Genomic DNA, 21768 nt, shown 5'->3' with positions numbered 1-21768 from the left:
GGCCAGGCCCCCTTTAATGGCCGGCTTCTTTCCGCGAAGCCCTCTGCTGCTCCAGCAGGGGTTCGTACCGCCTGTCGGTCAGCGTCTTCAGGAAGGCCACCAGCGCCTCGATGCGCTTGTCGTCCAGTGCCGGCCCATGTTCGAGCTCGGTCAGCGACAGGTTCTCGGCCACCTCCGGCCCGCCCCAGGGTTCGCCGGTTTCGGGGTTGATCCGGTTTTTCGCGCTCTTGCTGTTGTACTGGTTGTAGAACCGCACCACCGTTTCCAGCTCGGTGAAGACACCGTTGTGCATATAGGGGCCGGTGACCGCGACATTGCGCAGGCCCGGCACCTTAAAACGGCCGCGCGCTTCCCAGTCAATCACGTTGGGGTTGTTCAGCAGACCCGGATCGACCAGGTTCGGGTCGCTGCCGTTCGCGGCGCGCACCTGCGCATTCACCGGCACGCCGATATTGTGGTAGCGGTAGTTGCTGAAGGTTTCGCGCTGCGAGATCGGCGATGCCTCTAGCTGGTGACACTGGTTGCAGTTGGTGAACTGCCGGGAAAAGAACAGCGTCCTGCCCAGCTCTTCCTGCTCGGTCATCTGATATTCGCCGCGCAGGTAGCGGTCGTACCTGGAATCGAACGGCGAAACGGACTCGGTACGCTCGAACGCCGCGATGCTCTCGGCCATCGCCCGATAGGCACTGCCGGCCTCCTCCAGTACGCCTTCACCGAACAGCCGGCTGATCCGCGCGACATGGTCGGGATTTTCCAGCAGCCTCTGACGCACGGTTTCCATGTCCGGCATCGCCATCTCGCCCGGGTTCAGCGGCGGCCCCATCGCCTGATCGGCCAGGGTGGCGGCACGGCCGTCCCAGAACTGGCCACCGACATAGTGACCGTCACCGTCGCGGTGGAAGTCCGGGCTGAAGGCCGCGTAGGCGACCGACGGCGCATTGCGATCGCCAAGAGAGCGGCCGTCGTCCCCCAGTGAAACGGCTCCGCCGAGACTGTTGGCTCCCGGATCGGCGAATCCCCTGGCCGGATCGTGGCAACTGGCGCAGGACTGGCTGCGATTGAACGACAGACTGGTGTCGAAGAACAGCGCCTGTCCGAGTTGTGCCAGCGCCTGCTGCCGCGCGCCCGCGTTATCGTTTGCCTGAACCGGACTCCCCAGTACGATGACCGCACAGAGGGACAAAAGAGTACCGTACTTCACCAATCGAACCTTCTTGCACCTGGATGAATGTAACAGCAAGTGATAATTGTTATTATTTCGTCTCTTGTCAATACTGCGCCGCCGACGGGCTCTGCTTCGCTGTGCTGGCCGGACAGCTGCCCGGTTGGCCCTCATGCGGGAGATTCCTGGGCACCGGACAACGCCTGATTGTGGGAGGCTCCACGGAAATTTCAGCGCCCGCTGTAGGAGCGCCGCCCCGGTGCGAACAACCGCCGTGCCGGATTTTTTCGCCGCGGGGGCGCGGCTCCTACGGGTGGGGGCAGTCCCGCTGTAGGAGCGCCGCCCCGGTGCGAACAACCGCCGTGCCGGATTTTTTCGCCTCGGGGCGAGGCGCCTACGCCGGCCAGATCCGGCGTATGCGGTGGTCGATGGCACGGCCCCAGAAACTGTCGACCGGCGCGCGCCAGGCGTGGGCATGGAGCCAGGCCAGGCTTTCGCGGTCGGTCAGCAGCAGGTTCTTTTCCGCCCGGCTCAGGCTGTCCGGCCCCTGCTCCAGGCAGCGTGAACGCAGCTGCTTGAGCCGCTCATGCTTGGCACCTCCGCCGTGGGAGCGGGCCGTGGCCTGGTGTACCCGATTCATCACCGGATCGAGCACAGCCCGTACCACCGCCGACTCGCCGGTACCGGGCTCCGGCAGAATACTGTGACCACTGAGGTCCTCCAGCAGTGCCGAACCATGCTTCTCTTCCGGCACCAGCAGAACACCGGCACGGCGCAGCGCCTGCCCCAGCCCGACCTTGCTCAGCAGGACCGAGGTCGGCGCGGCCAGCAGCAGCGGCAGTGCCACCGGCAGTGACCAGAAGAAGAACAGCGGATCCAGCCACCAGGCGAAACCGGACCAGGCCGCGGCAATCAGCGACCCCGGCGCCTGGTTCAGCAGTGCATCGGTCCAGGTGGTTTCGTCGCTGCGGTTCTGTCCGGCCCAGCGCAAAGTGACGTTGAGCAGCGCTTCGAGCACGTAGCGGGTATGGGCCAGCATGCGGATCGGCGCCAGCAGCGCCGACACCAGGATTTCCTGCAGGGTGCTTAGCAACAGCCGGATGAAGCCGCCATGGGAGCGCCTTCGGCCGCTCAGCAGCACATCGAGCAGCGCCAGAAATTTCGGGAAGAACAGCAGGAAAACCACGCTGCTGGCAAGGCCTATGGCCCATTCGGGATGCCACTCGGGCCAGAGCGGGAAGGGACTGTGCTGTTCGGGAAAGTAGTTCGGCGGCCAGAGCACCAGCCGGGTCGTCTCGATCGTGGTCAGCACCAGGAACGCAAACCAGAGCGGCGAGGCCACATAGGACAGGATGCCATTGAGAAACGCCATGCGGTGAGCCATGCGCAGCCGTGGCTCGAACAGCATCAGCCACAGATGCTGCAGATTGCCCTTGGCCCAGCGCTTGTCGCGGGTCAGTTCGTCGACCAGGCTCGGCGGCGACTCCTCGTAGCTCTCGCCCAGGTCAGGCTCCAGCCAGACCTCGTAGCCCGCGCGCCCCATGAAGGCCGCCTCGACGAAATCGTGGCTCGAGATAGGGCCGCTGAACAACCCCGGACCGCGTAGTCGCGGCAGACCGCAGTGGCGCATGAAGGGCTCGGTACGGATGATCGCGTTATGTCCCCAGAACGCCGCCTCTCCGAGCTGCATCGCCGCCAGCCCGGTGCTGAACAGGGGACCGTAGACCTGATTGGCGAACTGCTGCACCCGGGCGAACAGCGACTGCCCGTTGATGATTGTCGGGCAGCTCTGCAGGATGCCGACTTTCGGCTCGCGCTGCATCAGGCGCACCATCTTCACCAGGGTGTCGCCGCCCATCAGGCTGTCGGCATCCATGACGATCATGTATTCGTAGGCGCGCCCCCAGCGGCGGAGAAAGTCGGCGACGTTGCCGCTCTTGTAGTTCATGTTCAGGGTACGGCGGCGGTAGAACAGCCGTCCGCTGGCACCGAGTTCGTCGCACAGGCTCTGCCAGGCGGCCTGTTCTGACAGCCAGACATCGGGATCGCGGCTGTCCGAAAGGATATAGAAGTCGAAGTGTTCGAGCTGGCCGCTGCGCTCGATCGAGCGATAGATGGCGCGCAGCCCGCCGAGGGTGCGGTTGACCGGCTCGTTGTAGATCGGCATCACCACCGCGGTGCGGGACAGCGGCGTGTTCGCCAGTTCGCCATCGGGATAGCGGCGCAGCAGCGACTTCGGATCGCCGCCCAGACGCCGCAGCCAGAAACCGTACAGGCCGATCCAGAAACCCACGGTGATCCAGGTGAACAGCACCGTGAACAGCGCGATCAGCGCCTGCTCCAGCAGGTTGCCGCCATGGTAGGGCAGCACCGACGCCATATAGTAGGCGCCGACCAGCGCCTGGGCAATGACGACCAGGGTCAGCAGGGCGCGCCGCAGCATGACGCGGCCGCGCCAGCGCACCGGCCGTACCGCGCCGCTTTCGAGAACCGCCTGCGAGCTGTTCATTTGCCGTCTCCGTAGCCGATACTGCCCCGCACCAGCATCGGCGCGACCGGCGGTACCCTCAGTTGCGGCAGCTCGACCCGCTTCGGCAGTTCGTCCATGACCCAGGCGAGCAGGTCCGCCTCGCCGCGTTGCAGCCCTTCTTCGATCAGCTGCAGCGCCAGCAGTGTATGACGGTCGCTCAGGTCGACCCCATTGACGGCCAGGTATTCCAGCGCGCGGGACAGGGCGTGCTCACCCAGGGTACGGGCCATGCTTTACTCCGGAATGCGGATATCGTTGTTCGCCGGCAGGCGATAGGTCCAGGTTTCGGTCAGGGTCTCGTCGCCGAGGCTCAGGTAAGCCCGCAGCGACAGCGGCTTTTTCTCGGCCGGGCGGGCCAGGACCGACAGCCGCCAACCCTTGAGCGCCTCGTTGTACTCGACGAAATGCTCCAGCACTTCGCCGCCGTCCGTCGCCGTGACATGGCTCAGCACCGGCGCGCGCGGGCGCTGCTTGTCGAGTACACCGCCATTGAAGTCGACGAGAATACGGTAAGCGCCCTTCTCGCTGCCGCCTCCGATGACGCTGCCGTCGCCGACATAGGAGTTGACCGCCCGGCCCATCGGATTGCCGCCGAGTTCCGCACCGCCGAACTGCACCTCGTAGGCGTATTCAAGCGCCTGGCCCGCCGTGACCTTGTCCTTCGGCCGCCAGAAAGCGACGATATTGTCGTTGGTCTCGTTCTCGGTCGGCAGTTGCACCAGCACCACCTGACCCGGCCCCCAGTCGCCTTCGGTCTTGACCCAGCTGCTGGGACGCAGTTCGTAGCGGGCCTGCAGGTCCTGATAGTCCGAAAACTCGCGATCACGCTGCAGCAGACCGAAACCGCGGACGTTTTCGGTCATCAGATAATCCATCTCCAGGGTGCGCGGATTCAGCAACGGACGCCAGAGCCATTCGCCGCTGTTGCCATCCTGGATCTGCAGACCGTCGGAGTCGTGCACCTGAGTGCGCCATTCTCCGCGCGGCCGGCCGGTATTCTCGCCGTAATAGAACATGCTGGTCAGCGGTGCCACGCCGAGCAGTTCGATATTCTGGCGCGGGAACAGCTTGCTGCGCACTTTCAAACGCGTGACCTTGCCCGGATAGACAACGAACTCGTAGGCACCGGCCACACTCTCCCCTTCGAGCAGCCCGTAGAAGGTCATCGCTTGGGCGTCGGGGGACGGGCGCTCGAGCCAGAACTCGGTAAAGGACGGGAACTCTTCGCCCCGCGACAGCCCGGTATCGATCGCCAGCCCCCGTGCAGAAATGCCGAAGCTGTTGTCGCGCCCGACGCCACGGAAATAGCTTGCTCCGGCGAACACCATGAACTGGTTCTGCTCTTTTTCGCCCTTGAGCGGATAGGTCAGCTTGAAACCGGCATAACCGAGATTGGCCGGAACCCGCTTGGCCACTTCCGAATCGGCGAAAACGAAGTCGGTTTTGCGAAACGGCACACCGTGACTGCCTTCGGCATCGATCACGTTCAACTTCACCGCGTGGCGGTAAAACAGCCCCGGCGGCACCATCATCACCTGAAAACGGGAGCCGCTTTCGCGCCACAGGCTCTTCTCCGGATTAAAGCGGATATTCTGATAGTCGTCGTAGCTCATCGTCTGCATGAACTTCGGAATCGGCGTCGGCGCCTGATATGGCTTTGATGCCAGGTCACGGGCTTTTTCGGCAACATCCTCGAAACCGAAAGCAGCCATTGCGGCCGCCGGAATAAAGGCGCCCAGCAGCGCCAGTAAAGGCAGGATCCTCTGCACTCTCATACTCCAACTCTAGAACTTCCCGGAAATGGGCTTTCAGATGGTGCCGGCGCCGTGCTTGCGACAGGCCGCCGAGTTCATGTGGCGTTTATTACACCAAAAACCGCATGCACGCTAGCACCCCCGACCTTAATTGGCGCTTAGCGGCGACTTTATTGACCGCCGCCAGCGCCTGCCCCCGCGATTGCGCCCCTGCTTCGCCTGCCTACGGTTCAGGGTAGCGCATGCAACGCGCCATAACCGGGTTAATCGTTGCCGCCCCCCGCCTGGCTCTGCACCTCCGCGACCGCAACAGCGGTCATATTGAAAATGCCGCGTACAGTGGAACTCTGCGACAGTATGTGGACCGGCTTGCCGACCCCCAGCAGGATCGGGCCAATGGCGATACCGCCACCCAGGGTCTTGAGCAGGCCGTAGGCGATATGTGCCGCCTCCACGTTCGGCATCACCAGCAGGTTGGCCTGGCCGCGCAGCACGGAATCCGGGAACACCTTGTTGCGTAGCTCCTCTGACAGGGCACTGTCGGCATGCATCTCGCCATCGACGACCAGATCGGGCGCCTGCTCTTCAAGCAGCAACCGGGCCTTGCGCATCTTGCAGGCCGATGGCTGGTCGTGGGTGCCGAAATTGGAGCTGGACAGCAGCGCCACTTTTGGCTCGATGCCGAAGCGCCGGACCTCCTCGGCGGCCAGCAGGGTGCCCTGCGCCACTTCTTCTGCACTGGGATCGGGGTTGACGTGGGAGTCGCTGATAAAAATGGTGCTGGTCGGCAGATTCAGCGCCGTCACGGTCGAGTAGTTGGCGCCCCCTTCCGTTCGGCCGATCAGCCCGTCGATCGTTTCCAGATGCCGGTGGAAACGCCCGTGGGCGCCGCAGAGCATGGCATCGGCATCGCCGCGCAGACACATCATCGCGGCAATCGCCGTCTTGTCGGCATGCATGATGCCCCTCGCCTCGTCGGGCGAAATCCCCTTGCGCCCCATGCGCGCGCTGTAGTCCGCCAGATAGGGCTCGTACCAGTCGCCACCACTGGGATCGACGATCCGGATATCCGCCTCGTCGCGGATTCTCAGTTGCAGGTTCTCGATCCGCTGCAGGATACGTTCGCGATTGCCGACAAGAATCGGCCGGGCCAGCCCCTCGTCCAGCACCTGCTGCACCGCCATCAGCACGCGGGAACTCTCGCCTTCGGCGAACACCACCCGTTTGGGCCGCTGCTTCGCGTGTTCCAGTATCGGCCCCATCACCTCGCTGGTCCTGTAGGCATAGCGCGCCAGGCTCTGGCGGTACGCCTCGAGGTCGGCGATCGGCCGGGTCGCGACACCGGTTTCCATCGCCGCCTTGGCCACGGCCGGTGCCACCTCGAAAATCAACCTTGGATCGAAGGGCTTGGGAATCAGGTACTCCGGACCGAACCGCATCGGTTCGCCGGCATAGGCCTTCTGCACCCGGTCGACAGGTTCCGCCTTCGCCAGCTCCGCCAGCGCCTTGACGCAGGCCACCTTCATTTCCTCGTTGATGGTGGTGGCACCACAATCCAGGGCGCCGCGGAAGATGAACGGGAAGCAGAGCACATTGTTGACCTGGTTGGGATAGTCGGAACGGCCGGTCGCCATGATCACGTCCGGCCGCACCGCCCGCGCCTCCTCCGGCAGGATCTCCGGCACCGGGTTGGCCATCGCCAGAATGATCGGCCTGTCCGCCATCTTCTCGACCATTGCAGGCTTCAGCACCCCCGGAGCCGAGAGCCCGAGGAAGAGATCAGCTCCCCCGATCACATCGTCCAGGGTGCGGGCCTCGGTGGCCTGGGCATAACGGGCCTTGTACTCGTCCATCTCCTCGGTACGCCCCTGATAGACCACCCCGGCGATATCGGTGAGCCAGATGTTCTCCTTGCGCAGCCCCATGTTCACCAGCAGGTCGGTGCAGGACAGAGCCGCGGCGCCGGCGCCCGAGACCACCAGCCTGACGCTGCCGATATCCTTTCCGACGACGCGCAGGGCGTTGTAAACCGCGGCACCGGCGACGATCGCCGTGCCATGCTGATCATCGTGAAACACCGGGATATTCATCCGCTCCTTCAGCGCTTTCTCGATGACGAAGCACTCCGGCGCCTTGATATCCTCGAGATTGATGCCGCCGAAGGTGGGCTCGAGCCGGGCGACCGTTTCAATGAAGGCCTGCGGGTCCCGCTCGTCGATCTCGATATCGAAGACATCGATATTGGAGAACTTCTTGAACAGCACCGCCTTGCCTTCCATCACCGGCTTCGAGGCCAGCGCGCCGATGGCGCCAAGCCCCAGCACCGCGGTACCGTTGGAGATAACGCCGACCAGGTTGCCGCGGGCCGTGACGGTATAGGCCTCCACCGGGTCCCGTACGATCTCGTTGCAGGCGGCGGCGACGCCCGGCGAGTACGCCAGCGCGAGGTCACGCTGGGTCGCCATCGGTTTGGTCGCGACGATCGCCAGCTTGCCGGCGGGTTCGGCCCGGTGATAGGCCAGTGCGTCTTTGTCTAGATTTCCGGACATCGCTCTTCCTCTGTTGCTCCGATTATGACGGGATCCGACCGGAGCCCGCGGCACGCGCTGGCCGCAGGCCCGGCGTCACGGCACTTGCCGATGCCCGAAGGCGGGAGCCCAAAGCCGCCTTCGCCGGGGCCCCTCTCAGGATACCGTTTCCAGCCGGGTAGCCGGAGTCCGGGTATCCATGTTCTTGCCCCTGTTGATATGGTCATCGATCTCCGCCGCGCACCCGACCATTCGCCCGTACAGGAAGATGGTGAATGCAGCAGCCTCCAGTGCCTGCTCGTTCAGGGTACCGGCTCGGAACCGGGGCCAGAGCATCTTCAACAGCATGGCGCTGATCACGCCATCGATGTTGACGCAGAAGACATTCCGCGTGGCCCCGGCCTGAAACAGCGCAGTGACGAGTTTTTTGTAATAGTCGTGAAAGACATTGTAGTCATCCCGCTCGGAAAAGAGCCCGTTGATAAAGGTTTCCCTGGGATCCTGGTTGACCGGCTTGTCCTTGAACACCGGGTGATTGATGCCCGCGATCGCGCCGACACGACCGCCGCCCGCATCCTTGGCGGCCTGCTTCGCAAGGCCGTACTCTTCGGCATATTCCCTGGCCATGGCGTCGAGATCCAGCCCGTGCGCCGCATCGCCGGCATCCGACAATGCGGTCTGCTTGAAACGGTCTACCAGGAAGATGATACCTTCGTAACCGGCACCGCCATGGGAAAAGCCGGTATGGCTCATGAAGCCGATCATCGCCTTGTTGATCTGCACCCGTTCGGGGGTCTCGGGACCGTCGGACGAAACCGCACCCTTGCAGCCCTGGGCCGAGATGCTCCCGGGCCCGTTGCTGGTCAGCAGGCCGGTCAGCACCTGGAAGGCATACAGCGACGCTTCGTCGGCCTGCTCACCCATCAGCGACAGGTACAGCATCTCGCCGACCGTCCAGTGGTGGAGCAGTTCTTCATTCGGTACCCCGCAGTAACTCTCCAGCCGGTGTTGGCGGCCGTCCACCGAGGCACCGATCATCGAGGCGTAAATCTTCAGGTACCAGGGCAGGTTGCGGGCCGTGGTGAGGGAGATTCGCTTGCGCATCAGAGGCCCCAGGCGATGGTGGTGGCGATCGCCGCCAGCACAGCATTGTCGGTGAGAGGCCCTTCCAGTTGCTCGAGGAAGCGGACGAAAACGGAGCGGGCGCCCCGCGCCCTGATCGCCTGCAACATGGCCTCGGCACGGGCATCGCTTTGCCCGCCGACGAAGAGGGCAGCCTGATCGTCGTCGATCGCAATGCCGGAGAAGTCGAAGTCCTCGTCCCGGGCATCCTCGAGACCGGAATGGGCGAACAGCTCGATCAGCACATCCACCCCGCTGCGCGCGCTTTCGATGCGTCCGGGTCCCAGCATGCTCAGCGCCGCCGACAGCGCCACGTTGGGCGCGTTGCCCGCCTCCCGTGCCGCATCCGCCGCCTGGATCATGATATCGCCGTGCAGGTTGAGGTTGCCGGCAATCGCCACGTTGGTCAGGGCATTGTCATTGTCACCGTTGTGCTCGCCGGTCAGTGCCTGACAGAAGCTGCTCTCCAGCGGCCGGGTGGCACTGTCCAGAATCGACAGGTTGTGCAGGCGGGTGATCTGGGTTTTCGCATCCATGTGCGAAACACCGGAGGCATCCTTCATTGACCGGCGCGGAAAGGTACGGCCGATCTGTTGGGACAGGCGGGCGATCTGCTGGCGATAGGGCTCGATCGCCTCCTGTACCGGCAGGTTGAGTTCCGGCGGCAGGTCCAGTCCGCAGTTGTCTCCGAACCAGGGTTTGAGGGAAAGATCGCCCTTGGGCGCGAAGTCGGGCTGCTGGTAGTTGAGTTCCATCACCTTTGTCAGGGCCAGCGGGATATGGGCGATATTGGTCACCACCGCGCCTTTGGCCGACACCACCGGATTGTCCGGCGTGAAGATCTCGTCGACGCCGAACGCCTCCTGGAACCACTGTTCCTTGGTAGCGGCATCATCGCCGTTTCCGCCCAGGGCACCGGCATGACCGACGGCGCGGGTCAGCTTGGCTTTCCAGCGGCCCACCACGCAGGCCACCACCGGCTTGTTGAAACCCGGGTTGTGCTCGTAATAGCCGCCCGGCTCGATATATACCACCGCGGCTCTGGAGCGCCGGTCGTTCGACAGCGCATAGGCGAACTCCGGCAGCGCGAAGTGAATATACACGTCCTTGCCGCTGGAGACCGAGGTGGTGGTGCCCCAGCCTTCGGTGGCAAGGTACTGGGCGATCGTGGTGGTGAAGTTGCCGGAATTGGAATAGACCGCCACCGATCCCCGCAGCAGCGATTCCTCGGGGGCATCGCCCCCGAGCGCGCCGCCGATGCGGACCCGGTTCCAGGCATCTGCCACGCCGAGACAGTTGGCACCGAAGACGTCGACCCCGGCCTGCTGGGCCATGGCGCGGATCTCCCGTGCATCGTGCACCGCCACCTTCTCGGTAATGATGATCACCTTGCGCAGGCGGGGATTGACCCGGATCAGTTCCGCTACACCGTCACGCACGCCGGACGGAGGCAGGTAGACCACACCGGTATTGAACTCGTGACCCGCGTCCAGCCCCTCGCGAACATGGTTGTACACCGGCACTTCGCCGGCAGCTGTCTTGAGTACCTGGCCCTTTTTACCGGGCGAGGTACCGAAAACGACATTACCGCCGGAGAACGCATGACTGACCGGCGTCACCGCGCTGGATTCGCCGCCGAGAATGTTCAGTACGCAGACCCGGTCCTCGCGGGTCGCAATCTGTTCCAGGGTATGGATGCCGACAAAATATTTGAAGTCGCCTACACCTTGCTGATACATGGTTGTGCTCCTGAATTCTTATCGTTGCGCCGAGAACTGCCGGTCAAACCGTAATACCGAGTTTTTTCGCCACCTGTTCGCGACCACCGTTGCGCATCCACTCGTCGGCGGCCATGGCGTAGTTGACCACCTCGCTCATGGCGGAGTCGAAGCCGAACATGCGGTATGGCAGTCCCAGCGCGTCCAGCGTGTCCTTGAACGCGCCCATACCCCTGATCAGGTTGGGACCGCCGCGGCCGATCACCACGTAGAGCGGTACCGGGCCGTACTGGTTGCAGTAGTCGCGAAGCGCGTCGGCCATGGCCCTGAACGTGGTCTCGATATCCGTGTTATTGGACTTGCCGCCGATCACGAACAGCACATTCGTCTGCCGCAGCCAGTGCTTGAAACTGATGCGCGCCACGTCGCGCATCTTCTCGTAGGGCGGATTGCCGCCGAAATCGGAGGAGATGATGGCGCGGTCCCCGAGCGCCTCGGTCACCGCCGAATTGGCGCCGCCGCCGAACGTCGGAGCCAGCACCGTACCCTGATCGTTGATGACGTAGACGTCGCTCTGTCCCTGGTAGGTGCGCAGCTGATTGATCTCCTGCTCGAAGTCGGAATAGTCGGCGGCGAACAACTGATTGGGCAGGTTCAGGCGTTGCCAGCGCGGGTCGTCACGGTCGAAGCCGCACTTGAAGTCGCAGGCGACCGGCACCAAGCGACCTCCCGGCCCCGGCATCATGCGGATCGGATTCAGCTCCAGCGTGGTCATGCCGTAATGATGGAAGAGTTCCCAGAGCTTGGGCAGATACTGCACCAGCGGCGAGACGATCTCCTTCGGTGCGCCGATATCGGACAGCGCATTGGCGATCACGAAGGCCTTAAGGCCGGTCAGCGCTTCGAAGGGCACCTCGGCGATTTCGGCGGGATCCAGCTCCTCGATATCGACACCGCCCCTGTGGGTGATGGTAATCGTCGGCGCCCGGTAGCGGGTCGAATCGCTGATCGAAAAATACACTTCGTGTTCGGCCGGCACGGCCCCTTCGAAGGTCACGCCCTGCGCCTTGGCGCGGGTGTTGCCATGCAGGTGCTCGACGAAATAGAGCCGCTCCTTTTCCCGCAGCGCGGTCTTCAGATCGGTCGCGCGGCCGATCAGTCCGGACTTGCCCTTCTTGCCGACGCCGCCCTTGAACAGCGGCTTGATGAAGACCGAACCATGTCGCTCGATCATCCCCTTGATATCGTCCTCGCTGGCTTCCGGCCCCAGTACCTCCGATGTGGGAAAGCCGACGTAATTCAACAGCCTCGAGCCATGTAGCATGCCGGTGATATTCATTCTGCACCTCGGTGTTATTGTTGAGCGTTGTCTTCAGACGAACAGGACCCGGCCGGCCATCGACGGCGACCGGGTCAGGGTGGCACGGGTTATCGCCGAAACGTCGGGCGGTCCGATCCGGACTGCCGACAATAAACGTTGAAGCTGTCACCCACCTGTCAGGACTGGTCCGGGCAGCCCCCTGCGTTGGCACCGCTTCAGTCGACGACGGCGTGGGCCTTTTCGGCTTCGTTGGCCATGCGGCGGCGCAGGATCGGGCCGATCACGTAGGGCAGCACCAGGCCGGCGATGGCGACGATCCAGATGCCGACCGACAGGCCGCTGCTCCAGAGGATGGTCCAGTCGCCGTCGGAGATCGTCAGCGCATGGCGCAGGCTCTTCTCCATTTCCGGGCCCAGCAGCATGCCGAGGATGATCGGCACCAGCGGGATGTGCAGCTTGCGCAGCACGTAACCCAGCAGACCGAAACCGATCATGAAGTACAGGTCCAGCGGGCTGTTGCTGATCGCGAAGATCCCCACCGACGCGACCAGGGTCACGACCGGCATCAGGTACTTCGGCGGGATGCTCAGCAGCTTTACGAAGACCCCGACCATCGGGATGTTCAGCAGCAGCAGGATCAGGTTGCCGACGAAGAGCGCCGCGATCACGCCCCAGACCAGATCGGCGTTCTGGGTGAACAGCATCGGACCCGGCTGAATGTTCAGCGACACCAGCATCGCCAGCAGCACTGCCGTGGTGCCGCTGCCCGGGACGCCGAGGGTCAGCATCGGCACCAGGGCACCGTTGGCCGCGGCGTTGTTGCCGGCCTCGGGTGCGGCCACGCCGCGCGGATCGCCTTCACCGAAGTTGCCCTTCGAGCCGACCAGGCGCTTTTCCAGGGTGTAGCTGATAAAGCTTCCCAGCGAGGCCCCGGCACCCGGCAGCACGCCGGAGATGAAGCCCAGCACCGAGCCGCGCAGGCTGGTCGGCAGCACATGGATGATGTCTGCCATGGTCAGTTTCAGCTTGTTCAGCGTGACCTTTTTCAGCCCTTCACCTGCATGCATCTCGATGAAGAACAGCAGCTCGCTGATCGCGAACAGCCCGACGATGGCGATGATGAAGTCGATGCCTTCATAGAGTTCGAGAATGTCGTAGGTGTAGCGCTGGTTGCCGGTGGAGATATCGACACCGACGGTGGCGATCATCAGTCCCAGGCAGGCCGCGATCACGGTCTTGAACTGGTTTTTGCCGGTAATGCCGCCCAGGGTCGCGAACGCCAGGGTAAAGAGCGCAAAATACTCGGCGGGCCCGAACTTCAGCGCGAATTTGGCGAGCCAGGGCGCCAGGATCACCAGACCGATGGTGGCCAGCAGACTGCCGATAAAGGAGGCAATCGCCGAGATCGCCAGCGCTTCCGCCGCCTTGCCTTTGACCGCCATCGGATAGCCGTCGAGGCAGGTCATCATGGCCGGCTCGTCGCCGGGAATGTTGAGCAGGATGCTCGAAATGCGGCCGCCGTACATGGCACCGGCATAGACCGACGTCAGCAGGATCAGCGACGACTCGGCCGGCAAGCCGAGGCTGAAGGCCAGCGGGATCAGGATCGCCACGCCATTGGCCGGACCGAGGCCCGGCAGTGCGCCGATCAGGGTACCGAGCACGGCCCCGATGGCGGCAAACATCAGATTGTCCAGGGTCAGAGCGACCGCGAAGCCCTGAAGCAGAAAGTTCAACGTTTCCATCAGATCAGCTCCCGCTCAGTTTCAGCAGACCGGCCGGCAGGTGCAGCTCCAGCATGAAGTTAAACAGCACGAACACGACCACCGCACTGCCGACACCGGTCAGCAGCGATGCCAGCGGCTTCGCGCCCATGCGCCAGCACAGCAGACCCACCATCAGGGTGGTGGCCGGGATAAAGCCAACCGGCTGCAGCATGGTCGCGAAGATCGCCAGCACCACCAGCACGAAGGCCAGCTCGCCCAGCATCGCCTTGTGCGGCCAGGGTTCGTCCGCATCGGGGCGCACGATCAGATAGAGGCTGCTGAGCCCGAGAATGATCGCCAGCATGATCGGGAAGGTTTCCGGCCCGACGGCCTCGGCACCGCCAAAGGGCTCTGGAAAGTGCACCGCCTCCCAGCCGTACGCGACGGCCAGGAGGAGGAGCAGTACACCGAGGATACGATCACCGATCATGGCGGTATCCTCCGTACAGCGGGAGTGTCGCCGCGACAGGCGGCGACGGTGAACAGAGTGACGAAAAGCTCATGCCGATATCTCCGTCGTTATTGTTGTAATCAGGTGCCCGGGCGTGTTCGCAGGTGGCGAAACGCCCAGGCAGACGGTTACAAACTAACCAGCCGGATGGCGGCTGTGGAGCTTGCGGCGATAAAGAGTTTTCAGAGTTTTGCGGCTATTTTGGGCATAAAGTGCGCAGATGGAAAAAACCGGTGCGCTCCGTGAGGAGCGCACCGGCACAAGGCACAATCAGAGGATCTTGATGCCGTCAGGCATCAGAAAGCGAACGCCTCCTCGTCGAGCGCGAGCAGCGTTTCGGCGGTGTCGGTCATGCTGACCGCCAGGCCTTCGTTTCGCGGCAGGATGCGGCGGAAGTAGAAGCGCGCGGTTGCCAGCTTGGCCTGGTAAAAATCAGTCTCGGAGCTGCCGGCGGCCAGCGCCTGCTGTGCCTTCACCGCACTCATGGCCCAGATATAGCCGAGCACCGTGTAACCGCTGTACATCAGATAATCGAATGCGGCCGCACCGAGGCTGGCCGGGTCCTGTTGGATATGGTTCGCGAGTTCGCGGGTCAGATCGCCCCAGCGCTTGACCTGTCGTTCCAGCTCGACGACCAGCTCGCCGACATCCGGATTATCGCGGTTGGCCTCGACGAAGGCCTCGACTTCACCGACAAAGCCTTCCAGCAGGGCGCCCTGGCTGCCCATCACCTTGCGGCCCAGCAGGTCCAGGGCCTGGATGCCGTTGGTGCCTTCGTAGATCGGCGCGATGCGGGCATCGCGCAGGATCTGCTCCATGCCCCATTCGGCGATATAGCCGTGACCGCCGAATACCTGCACCCCAGGCTCGCCGCCTCGACGCCGGCCTCGGTGAGAAAGCCCTTGGCGATCGGTGTCAGCAGCGCGAGCCTGTCTTCGGCACGCTTGCGCCCGGCCTCGTCGGCCGACTTGTGGGCCAGATCCACCAGCTGGTTGCAGAGGTAGATAAAGGCACGGCCCCCTCGGCATAGGCCTTCTGGGTCAGCAGCATGCGGCGAACGTCCGGATGTACGATGATCGGATCGGCGCTTTTCTCCGGCGCCGCGGGTCCACGCAGCGAACGCATCTGCAGACGTTCCCGGGCGTAGGCCAGGGCGCCCTGGTACGACAACTCGGCGTGGCAGACACCCTGCTGGGCGATAAACAGCCGGGCATTGTTCATGAAGGTGAACATGCAGGCCAGGCCGCGGTTGGGCTCGCCGAGCAGGAAGCCGCGGGCGGCATCGAAGTTCATCACGCAGGTGGCGTTGCCGTGAATGCCCATCTTGTGTTCGATGGAGCCGGCCTTGACCGCATTGGCCCCGGCGAGACTGCCGTCGGCATTGACGTTGTAGCGCGGCACCAGGAACAGCGAGATGCCCTTGTTGCCGGCTGGCGCGTCGGGCAGGCGGGCCAGCACGATATGGAGAATGTTCTCGGACATGTCGTGTTCGCCGGCGGAAATGAAGATCTTGGTACCGGTGATGCTGTAGCTGCCGTCGCCGCTGGGCTCGGCTTTGGTGCGCAACAGGCTCAGGTCGGACCCGGCCTGGGGCTCGGTCAGACACATGGTGCCGGTCCAGCGCCCCTCGACCAGCGGCGGCAGGTACTGCGCCCGCAGCTCCTCGGTGGCATGGGTCATCAGGGTGGTCATGGCACCGTGGGAAAGTCCCGGGTACATGGTCCAGGACCAGTTGGCACTGCCGTTGATTTCGGCCACCACCGAGGCCAGGGATTCAGGCAGCCCCTGGCCGCCGAACGCCGGGTCCTGCGCCAGTGACGGCCAGCCGCCCTCGATATAGCGCGCGTAGGCCTCCTTGAAGCCTGCGGGTGCTACGACGCCGTTTTCGGTCAGGGTGCAGCCCTTGTCGCCGGACGGGTTCAGCGGCGACAGCTCCTGGGCGGCGAACTTGGCGGCCTCTTCGAGAATGGCTTCGACCATGTCCGGACTGGCTTCTTCGCCCCCGGGCAGGCTCTGATAGTGCTTGTCGAAATCCAGCAGCTCCTGCATGGCAAAGCGGATATCACGCAACGGGGCTTTGTATTCGGGCATGGTGGTTACCTCTCAGACGCGGTGCGGCCGCTGCCACTCCGGCAACGACGATCAGATTATTCGAGACGTCCCAAACTGCCCGCCTTCACCAGCCTGGACCTCGCCGGGCAACAGCTGTCCGGATTCCAGGCCAAAAAAATGCGCCGTCCGTGGCACGACAGAGTGCAAGAAATCTCAGGGAATGCAGTTTCGGAGTGCATGGATAATAGTCTGATCGAGGCGGACCCGACCGGCAATAACAAAGCGAGCCGAAAATTTGACTTAAACGGACACCAACACCTTCCTGGCGGCCACGATGGCACGCGTCCGTACTCAGGCTGGCGATAAGCCACTACACTGACAGCAGCAACCATTTCCAGAAATCCAGGACGAGATACCCATGCTGATCACCTTTCGCTCCGAAGCCTATGCCGACATCACCATGTTCGGCGATATCGCCAAGCAACTGATACGCCTGAGCGGCCATAGCGTCGTGGTGCCGGGCGCCCTCCTCGCCGGGGACGTGCCCGATGCGCTCGCAAACCTTAAAAAGGCGCTCGAGCAGCCACCGGAACCGGCGGACGCGAAGCCGAAGTCGAAAAAGAAAGAGGACGAGGACGAGGACGAGGAACAGCCACCGCCGGTCAGCCTGACCCAAAGGGCCTATCCGCTGCTCGAGATGCTCGAGGCGGCCGCCCGGGACGGCAAGGATGTGATGTGGGACAGCCGGTAACGGGCTCTGCGAGAATGGATCGACTCGCAGGCAGGGTAGCCCGTCGCCTGGAATGAGCGCCAGGCGAATTCCGGGTGGCTCGACCATTCCGTAGCTTGTAGCCTGGAATGAGCGCGAATTCGGGGTTTTGATTTCCGCGGAAAACCTCCCGTCGGAATTCACCCCTTCGGGGCATCATTCCAACCTACAGAAGCGCCAGAGGCCCTGCTCGTCCGTCTCGCGCATCAGCCGGTCGCGCCGCACCAGGTATTCGAGGTGCGCCAGGCATTCACCGGCGGCGAGCATCAGATCCATCTTGCCGAGTTCGCGGGGATAGAGACGCGGCACCAGTTCCATGACCGTTGCCGGCCCGGCGCAGAATTCCAGCAGCTGTTCCAGCTTGCCGGCATGATCGTCCTGCAACTCCTGCAGGCGCCGGTGCAGGCCGTAGAAAGGTTCGTTGTGGGACGGCAGCACCAGCGTATCGTCCGGCCATTCGTTCAGGCGCTCGAGGCTCTCCAGCCAATGCCCCAGCGGATCTTCATCGGGACGGTCGGGGTAAAGGCCGACATTGGAACTGATCCGCGGCAGCACCTGGTCGCCGGAGATCATCAGCTCGAGGTCGGGACTGTAGAGCACCGCATGGGCCGGCGAATGCCCCGTCGCCACCCGGACTTGCCATTCCCGGCCGCCCAGCGTCAGCCTGTCCTCCCCGGCGAGCACACGCTCGACCGTCGGCAGCGGATCATAGGCGGCGCCCATCAGACCCATCATCTCGTGTACGCTATCGATCTGTTCAGGGCTCATGCCGAGCGTGCGATAAAAAGCGCGGGTCGCGTCGGAGTCGGTCGCGGCACTCCCTATCATGCGGTCGGCCGCGGTCCGGTACTCCGGCTCCGTGATCCAAAGCCCCAGACCGTATTCGCCACAGAGCCAGCCGGCGGCGCCGAGATGGTCGGGATGAAAGTGGGTCACCAGCAGCGCCTTCAGCGGCTTGCCGCCCAGCTCCTGCGCGACCACCCGACGCCAGACATCCCGCGTGGCGCCCCCGCCGATGCCGCAATCAATCGCGATCCACCCATCGCCATCGTCGATCAGGTAGAGATTGATATGATCGAGCGAGAACGGCAGCGGCATGCGCAGCCAGAGCACGCCCTCGGTCACAGCCTGAACCGAGCCCGGTTCAGGTATATTGGAGAAGGCGGTACGAATAGCGTTCATAAGTATCCAGACGACAGTTAACAGATCGTAGGTCGGCGCGGAGCGCAGCGAAGCCCGACACCCGACCGGTCAGGGTGCCGTGCCGAAACAGTTGTTGGGCCAAGGCCCAACCTACCGCTGTCTACTCACCTGCCTCAATAACCATCCCGGTCAATCGGTTGACACAAACGGTCAATCTTCGGCGTCGACTTGCGCATCGAACAACTCGTCGACGCCACAGACCTCGCCGCAGTGGCTGGGCGAATAGCCCGGCAGTTGCGACACGGCCTGGCGGAAAGCATCGCTCTCGATCATCGCGATCAGCCGCTGCAGCTTGGGGTCGTTGAGCGACTGGCGGTGGCAGACCATCAGGTACTGTTCGGTGGCCAGCGGCACGAAGCCGAGGCCGAACTGCCGCGCCGCCGCCTCGACGCCAAAACCGACATCGGCCATCCCGGCTGCTATATAGGCCGCAACCGCGGAGTGAGTGTACTCCTCGAGTTCGTAGCCACGGATCTTGCGCACCGACAGACCGGCATCGCGCAAAAGACCGTCGAGCAGCGCCCGCGTGCCGGAATCCTTCTGCCGGTTGATGAAATGGACATCATTGCGCACCAGATCCGCCAGGCCCTCGATGCCCTGGGGTTGTCCGGCTTGACCATCAGTCCCTGGCAGCGGGTGATGAAGCGGATGATGCGGTGACTGCGCGGCTTCAGCTGGCGCCGGTAGCCTTTCGTCAGCGGTCCGCTGATCGCCGCGGTCGGCATATGGAAACCGGCGACGTCGCAGCCGCCGCGATTCAGCGCGGCCAGCGCCTCCTGAGGACTGCAGTACTGCAGATCGAGCTGGAATTCCGTCGCGAACTTCGGCAGCAGCGCCACCGCATAGCCATGACTGGCATGCATGCGCAGCACCGGTTTGACGCCCTCGAGCAGCTGCTGTATCTCGAGATTCAGCTCCGAGCCCAGGCTCTCGAGCTGGGGCCCGAGCCGAGCCGCGACCCGCTGCTCGGCCCAGAGCAGCTTCTCGCCCAGCGGCGACAGCTTCGCCCCCGCCCCTTCTGCATCTCCACCAGCCCGACGCCGAAGAAGTCCGCCCACTTGTTCAGCAGGTTCCAGGCATGACGATAGGAGATGCCGGCCTCGGCCGCCGCCACCGTCAGCTTGCCGCTCTGATGCACGGCATGCAGCAGCCCGAACAGCTGCGGATCGAGCCGGTTGCCGGCCTCATCGGTAAAGGACCAGGCCGGTTCAATCTGAATTTTCTTCATATGAAGTCTTTTTCATATTTTTAATCAGGACTACAGGTGCTACTTTTGCCCCCAATAAATGAGGTTATATAACCACAAATATGCACTTCGGTGCATAAATAATAGATAAAGAGCCCAGGTGATCTCAATGAGTGGTTTCTCCGAGTGGACCCCGCAACTGATTCAGGACGAGATCGACGCCCTGAAACACAAGCCCGGCGCCCTGCTGCCCATCCTCCATGCCATCCAGGACCGTTTCGGCTATATCCCGTCCGAAGCGGTGGCGATCATCGCCGAATCGCTGCAGCAGACCCGTGCCGAAGTGCATGGCGTGATCAGCTTCTACCATCACTTCCGCACCTCCGCGCCCGGTAGCCAGACGCTGCAGATCTGCCGTGCCGAGGCCTGCCAGTCGATGGGGGCCCGCGCCCTTGAGGCACATGCGAAGGAAAAACTCGGCGTCGACTATCACCAGACCACTGCCGACCGCGAGATCACCCTGGAAGCCGTCTACTGCCTCGGCAACTGCGCCTGCGCGCCCTCGGTGCGCATCGGTGACCGCATCCACGGCCGGGTCACGCCGGAGAAGTTCGACCGCCTGGTCGACAGCCTGAGCACCCGCACGCTGGAGGTGAAGTGATGAGCACGAAGATTTTTGTCCCCAGCGATACCACCGCGCTGGCGATGGGCGCCGATGAAGTGGCGGCCCGCATCGAGGCCCAGGCGCGCAAGCACGGCGTCGAAATCGAACTGGTCCGCAACGGCTCCCGTGGCCTGTTCTGGCTCGAGCCGATGGTGGAGGTCGAGACCCCTGCCGGACGCGTCGCCTACGGCCCGGTCGAGGAGGATGACGTCGAGGCACTGTTCGACGCCGGCCTGCTGAACGGCGGGACCGAACACCCGCTGAGCCAGGGTCTCACCGAAGAGATCCCGTACCTGAAGAAACAGCAGCGCCTCACCTTCGCCCGCGCCGGCATCACCGATCCGCTGTCGATCGACGACTACCGTGCCCACGACGGCTTCAAGGGCCTCGAGAATGCGCTGAAACGCGAACCCCAGGCGATTGTCGACGAGGTCAAGGCATCCGGCCTGCGCGGCCGTGGCGGCGCCGCCTTCCCGACCGGCATCAAGTGGCAGACCGTACTGAACGCCCCGGCCGAACAGAAATACATCGTCTGCAACGCCGACGAAGGCGACTCCGGCACCTTTGCCGACCGCCTGGTGATGGAGTGCGATCCCTACATGCTGATCGAGGGCATGGCCATCGCGGGCCTGGCCGTCGGCGCCACCCAGGGCTACATCTACCTGCGCTCGGAATACCCGGTGGCCCACCGCATTCTGAACGAAGCGATCGCCCGCGCCGAAGCCGCTGGTTACCTCGGCGACAACATACTCGGCAGCGGCAAGCGCTTCGACCTGGAAGTACGCCTCGGTGCCGGCGCCTATATCTGCGGCGAGGAGACCTCACTGCTCGAGAGCCTCGAGGGCAAGCGCGGCCTGGTCCGCGCCAAGCCGCCGCTGCCCGCCATCGTCGGCCTGTTCGGCCAGCCCACCGTGGTCAACAACGTGCTGTCACTGGCGGCCGTGCCCTTCATCCTCGACAAGGGCGGCGAGGCCTACGCCGAATACGGCATGGGCCGCTCCCGTGGCACCCTGCCGCTGCAGCTGGCCGGCAACGTCAAGCGCGGCGGCCTGATCGAGCTGGCATTCGGCACCACCCTGCGCGCGTTGATGGAAGATTTCGGTGGCGGTACCTTCTCGGGCCGTGCGCTGCGCGCGGTCCAGGTCGGCGGCCCGCTCGGCGCCTACCTGCCGGAAAGCCAGTGGGACCTGCCGCTCGACTACGAGGCCTTCGCCGCCGAAGGCGCCGTGCTCGGCCATGGCGGAGTGGTGATGTTCGACGATACTGTAGACATGGCCGAACAGGCGCGCTTCTCGATGGAGTTCTGCACCGTCGAGTCCTGCGGCAAGTGTACCCCCTGCCGTATCGGCTCGACCCGGGGCGTCGAGGTGATCGACCGCATCCGGGCAGGCGAAAACAGGGATGCCAACCTCGAACTGCTGACAGACCTCTGTGAAACCATGGTGGATGGCTCTCTCTGCGCGATGGGCGGCATGACCCCCTTCCCGGTTCAGAGCGTGATGAAACACTTCCCCGAAGATCTGCAGCGCTGAGCCGACGGAG

14 protein-coding genes and 2 pseudogenes are annotated in these 21768 nt (G+C 63.7%); 3 read left to right on the top strand and 13 right to left on the bottom strand.

The genetic code is table 11. The features are described from left to right. Nucleotides 1–13 precede the first annotated feature (13 nt). The 11 genes and pseudogenes from ACFQDL_RS20470 to ACFQDL_RS20420 form a co-directional block, all read right to left on the bottom strand. Complete coding sequence (locus ACFQDL_RS20470; RefSeq protein WP_379910628.1) at nt 14–1201, bottom strand: cytochrome-c peroxidase; 1188 nt, start codon at nt 1199–1201, stop codon at nt 14–16. Nucleotides 1202–1556: 355 nt separating this feature from the next. After that, nucleotides 1557–3671 carry a glucans biosynthesis glucosyltransferase MdoH gene (gene mdoH, locus ACFQDL_RS20465; protein WP_379910627.1) on the bottom strand — a complete coding sequence of 705 codons (2115 nt, stop codon included), beginning with the start codon at nt 3669–3671 and terminating at the stop codon, nt 1557–1559. Beyond that, the gene (locus tag ACFQDL_RS20460) at nt 3668–3922 is read right to left on the bottom strand and encodes a hypothetical protein (RefSeq protein WP_379910626.1); all 255 of its coding nucleotides are present in this window, start codon (nt 3920–3922) and stop codon (nt 3668–3670) included. Before ACFQDL_RS20460 ends, mdoH begins: the two co-directional genes overlap by 4 nt. A gap of 3 nt (nt 3923–3925) precedes the next feature. Then, the gene (locus ACFQDL_RS20455; RefSeq protein ID WP_379910625.1) at nt 3926–5467 is read right to left on the bottom strand and encodes a glucan biosynthesis protein G; all 1542 of its coding nucleotides are present in this window, start codon (nt 5465–5467) and stop codon (nt 3926–3928) included. Between the two features lie 242 nt (nt 5468–5709). Then, nucleotides 5710–7995 (bottom strand): NADP-dependent malic enzyme, encoded by a 2286-nt coding sequence (locus ACFQDL_RS20450; protein WP_379910624.1) that lies wholly within the window; start codon nt 7993–7995, stop codon nt 5710–5712. 135 nt (nt 7996–8130) lie between these two features. Then, a complete protein-coding gene (locus tag ACFQDL_RS20445; protein ID WP_379910623.1) occupies nt 8131–9078 on the bottom strand; it encodes a citrate synthase family protein in 948 nt (315 codons plus the stop codon). Next, complete coding sequence (locus tag ACFQDL_RS20440) at nt 9078–10835, bottom strand: hypothetical protein (protein WP_379910622.1); 1758 nt, start codon at nt 10833–10835, stop codon at nt 9078–9080. Before ACFQDL_RS20440 ends, ACFQDL_RS20445 begins: the two co-directional genes overlap by 1 nt. Before the next feature lie 43 nt (nt 10836–10878). Beyond that, nucleotides 10879–12153 carry an ATP citrate lyase citrate-binding domain-containing protein gene (locus tag ACFQDL_RS20435; protein WP_379910621.1) on the bottom strand — a complete coding sequence of 425 codons (1275 nt, stop codon included), beginning with the start codon at nt 12151–12153 and terminating at the stop codon, nt 10879–10881. 197 nt (nt 12154–12350) lie between these two features. Continuing rightward, nucleotides 12351–13880, bottom strand: coding sequence for a tripartite tricarboxylate transporter permease (locus tag ACFQDL_RS20430; RefSeq protein ID WP_379910620.1), 1530 nt, complete (start codon nt 13878–13880; stop codon nt 12351–12353). Nucleotides 13881–13884: 4 nt separating this feature from the next. After that, on the bottom strand, nt 13885–14331 hold the full coding sequence (locus ACFQDL_RS20425) for a tripartite tricarboxylate transporter TctB family protein (protein WP_379910298.1): 447 nt from the start codon (nt 14329–14331) through the stop codon (nt 13885–13887). Nucleotides 14332–14648: 317 nt separating this feature from the next. Continuing rightward, nucleotides 14649–16443: pseudogene (locus tag ACFQDL_RS20420) on the bottom strand (acyl-CoA dehydrogenase C-terminal domain-containing protein). Between the two features lie 379 nt (nt 16444–16822). Between ACFQDL_RS20420 and ACFQDL_RS20415 the strand changes: the two are divergent. After that, nucleotides 16823–17155, top strand: coding sequence for a DUF1840 domain-containing protein (locus ACFQDL_RS20415; protein WP_379910619.1), 333 nt, complete (start codon nt 16823–16825; stop codon nt 17153–17155). 174 nt (nt 17156–17329) lie between these two features. Here the strand turns inward: ACFQDL_RS20415 and ACFQDL_RS20410 are convergent, their stop codons facing one another. Both ACFQDL_RS20410 and ACFQDL_RS20405 read right to left on the bottom strand, forming a co-directional pair. Further along, nucleotides 17330–18355 carry an MBL fold metallo-hydrolase gene (locus ACFQDL_RS20410; RefSeq protein ID WP_379910618.1) on the bottom strand — a complete coding sequence of 342 codons (1026 nt, stop codon included), beginning with the start codon at nt 18353–18355 and terminating at the stop codon, nt 17330–17332. A 171-nt stretch (nt 18356–18526) separates the two neighbouring features. Then, nucleotides 18527–19604 (bottom strand): annotated as a pseudogene (locus ACFQDL_RS20405) (substrate-binding domain-containing protein). Between the two features lie 127 nt (nt 19605–19731). Between ACFQDL_RS20405 and ACFQDL_RS20400 the strand changes: the two are divergent. After that, nucleotides 19732–20223: a formate dehydrogenase subunit gamma gene (locus ACFQDL_RS20400; RefSeq protein WP_379910617.1), complete on the top strand. Its 492-nt coding sequence runs from the start codon at nt 19732–19734 to the stop codon at nt 20221–20223. Further along, nucleotides 20223–21758 carry a formate dehydrogenase beta subunit gene (locus ACFQDL_RS20395; RefSeq protein ID WP_379910616.1) on the top strand — a complete coding sequence of 512 codons (1536 nt, stop codon included), beginning with the start codon at nt 20223–20225 and terminating at the stop codon, nt 21756–21758. Before ACFQDL_RS20400 ends, ACFQDL_RS20395 begins: the two co-directional genes overlap by 1 nt. Nucleotides 21759–21768: the final 10 nt, after the last annotated feature.

It is taken from the genome of Marinobacterium aestuariivivens (genome assembly GCF_042661465.1).
Classification (GTDB): domain Bacteria; phylum Pseudomonadota; class Gammaproteobacteria; order Pseudomonadales; family Balneatricaceae; genus Marinobacterium_A; species Marinobacterium_A aestuariivivens.
The sequence above is the reverse complement of the archived record's forward strand: the minus strand, read 5'-3'. Positions and strand labels throughout refer to the sequence as shown.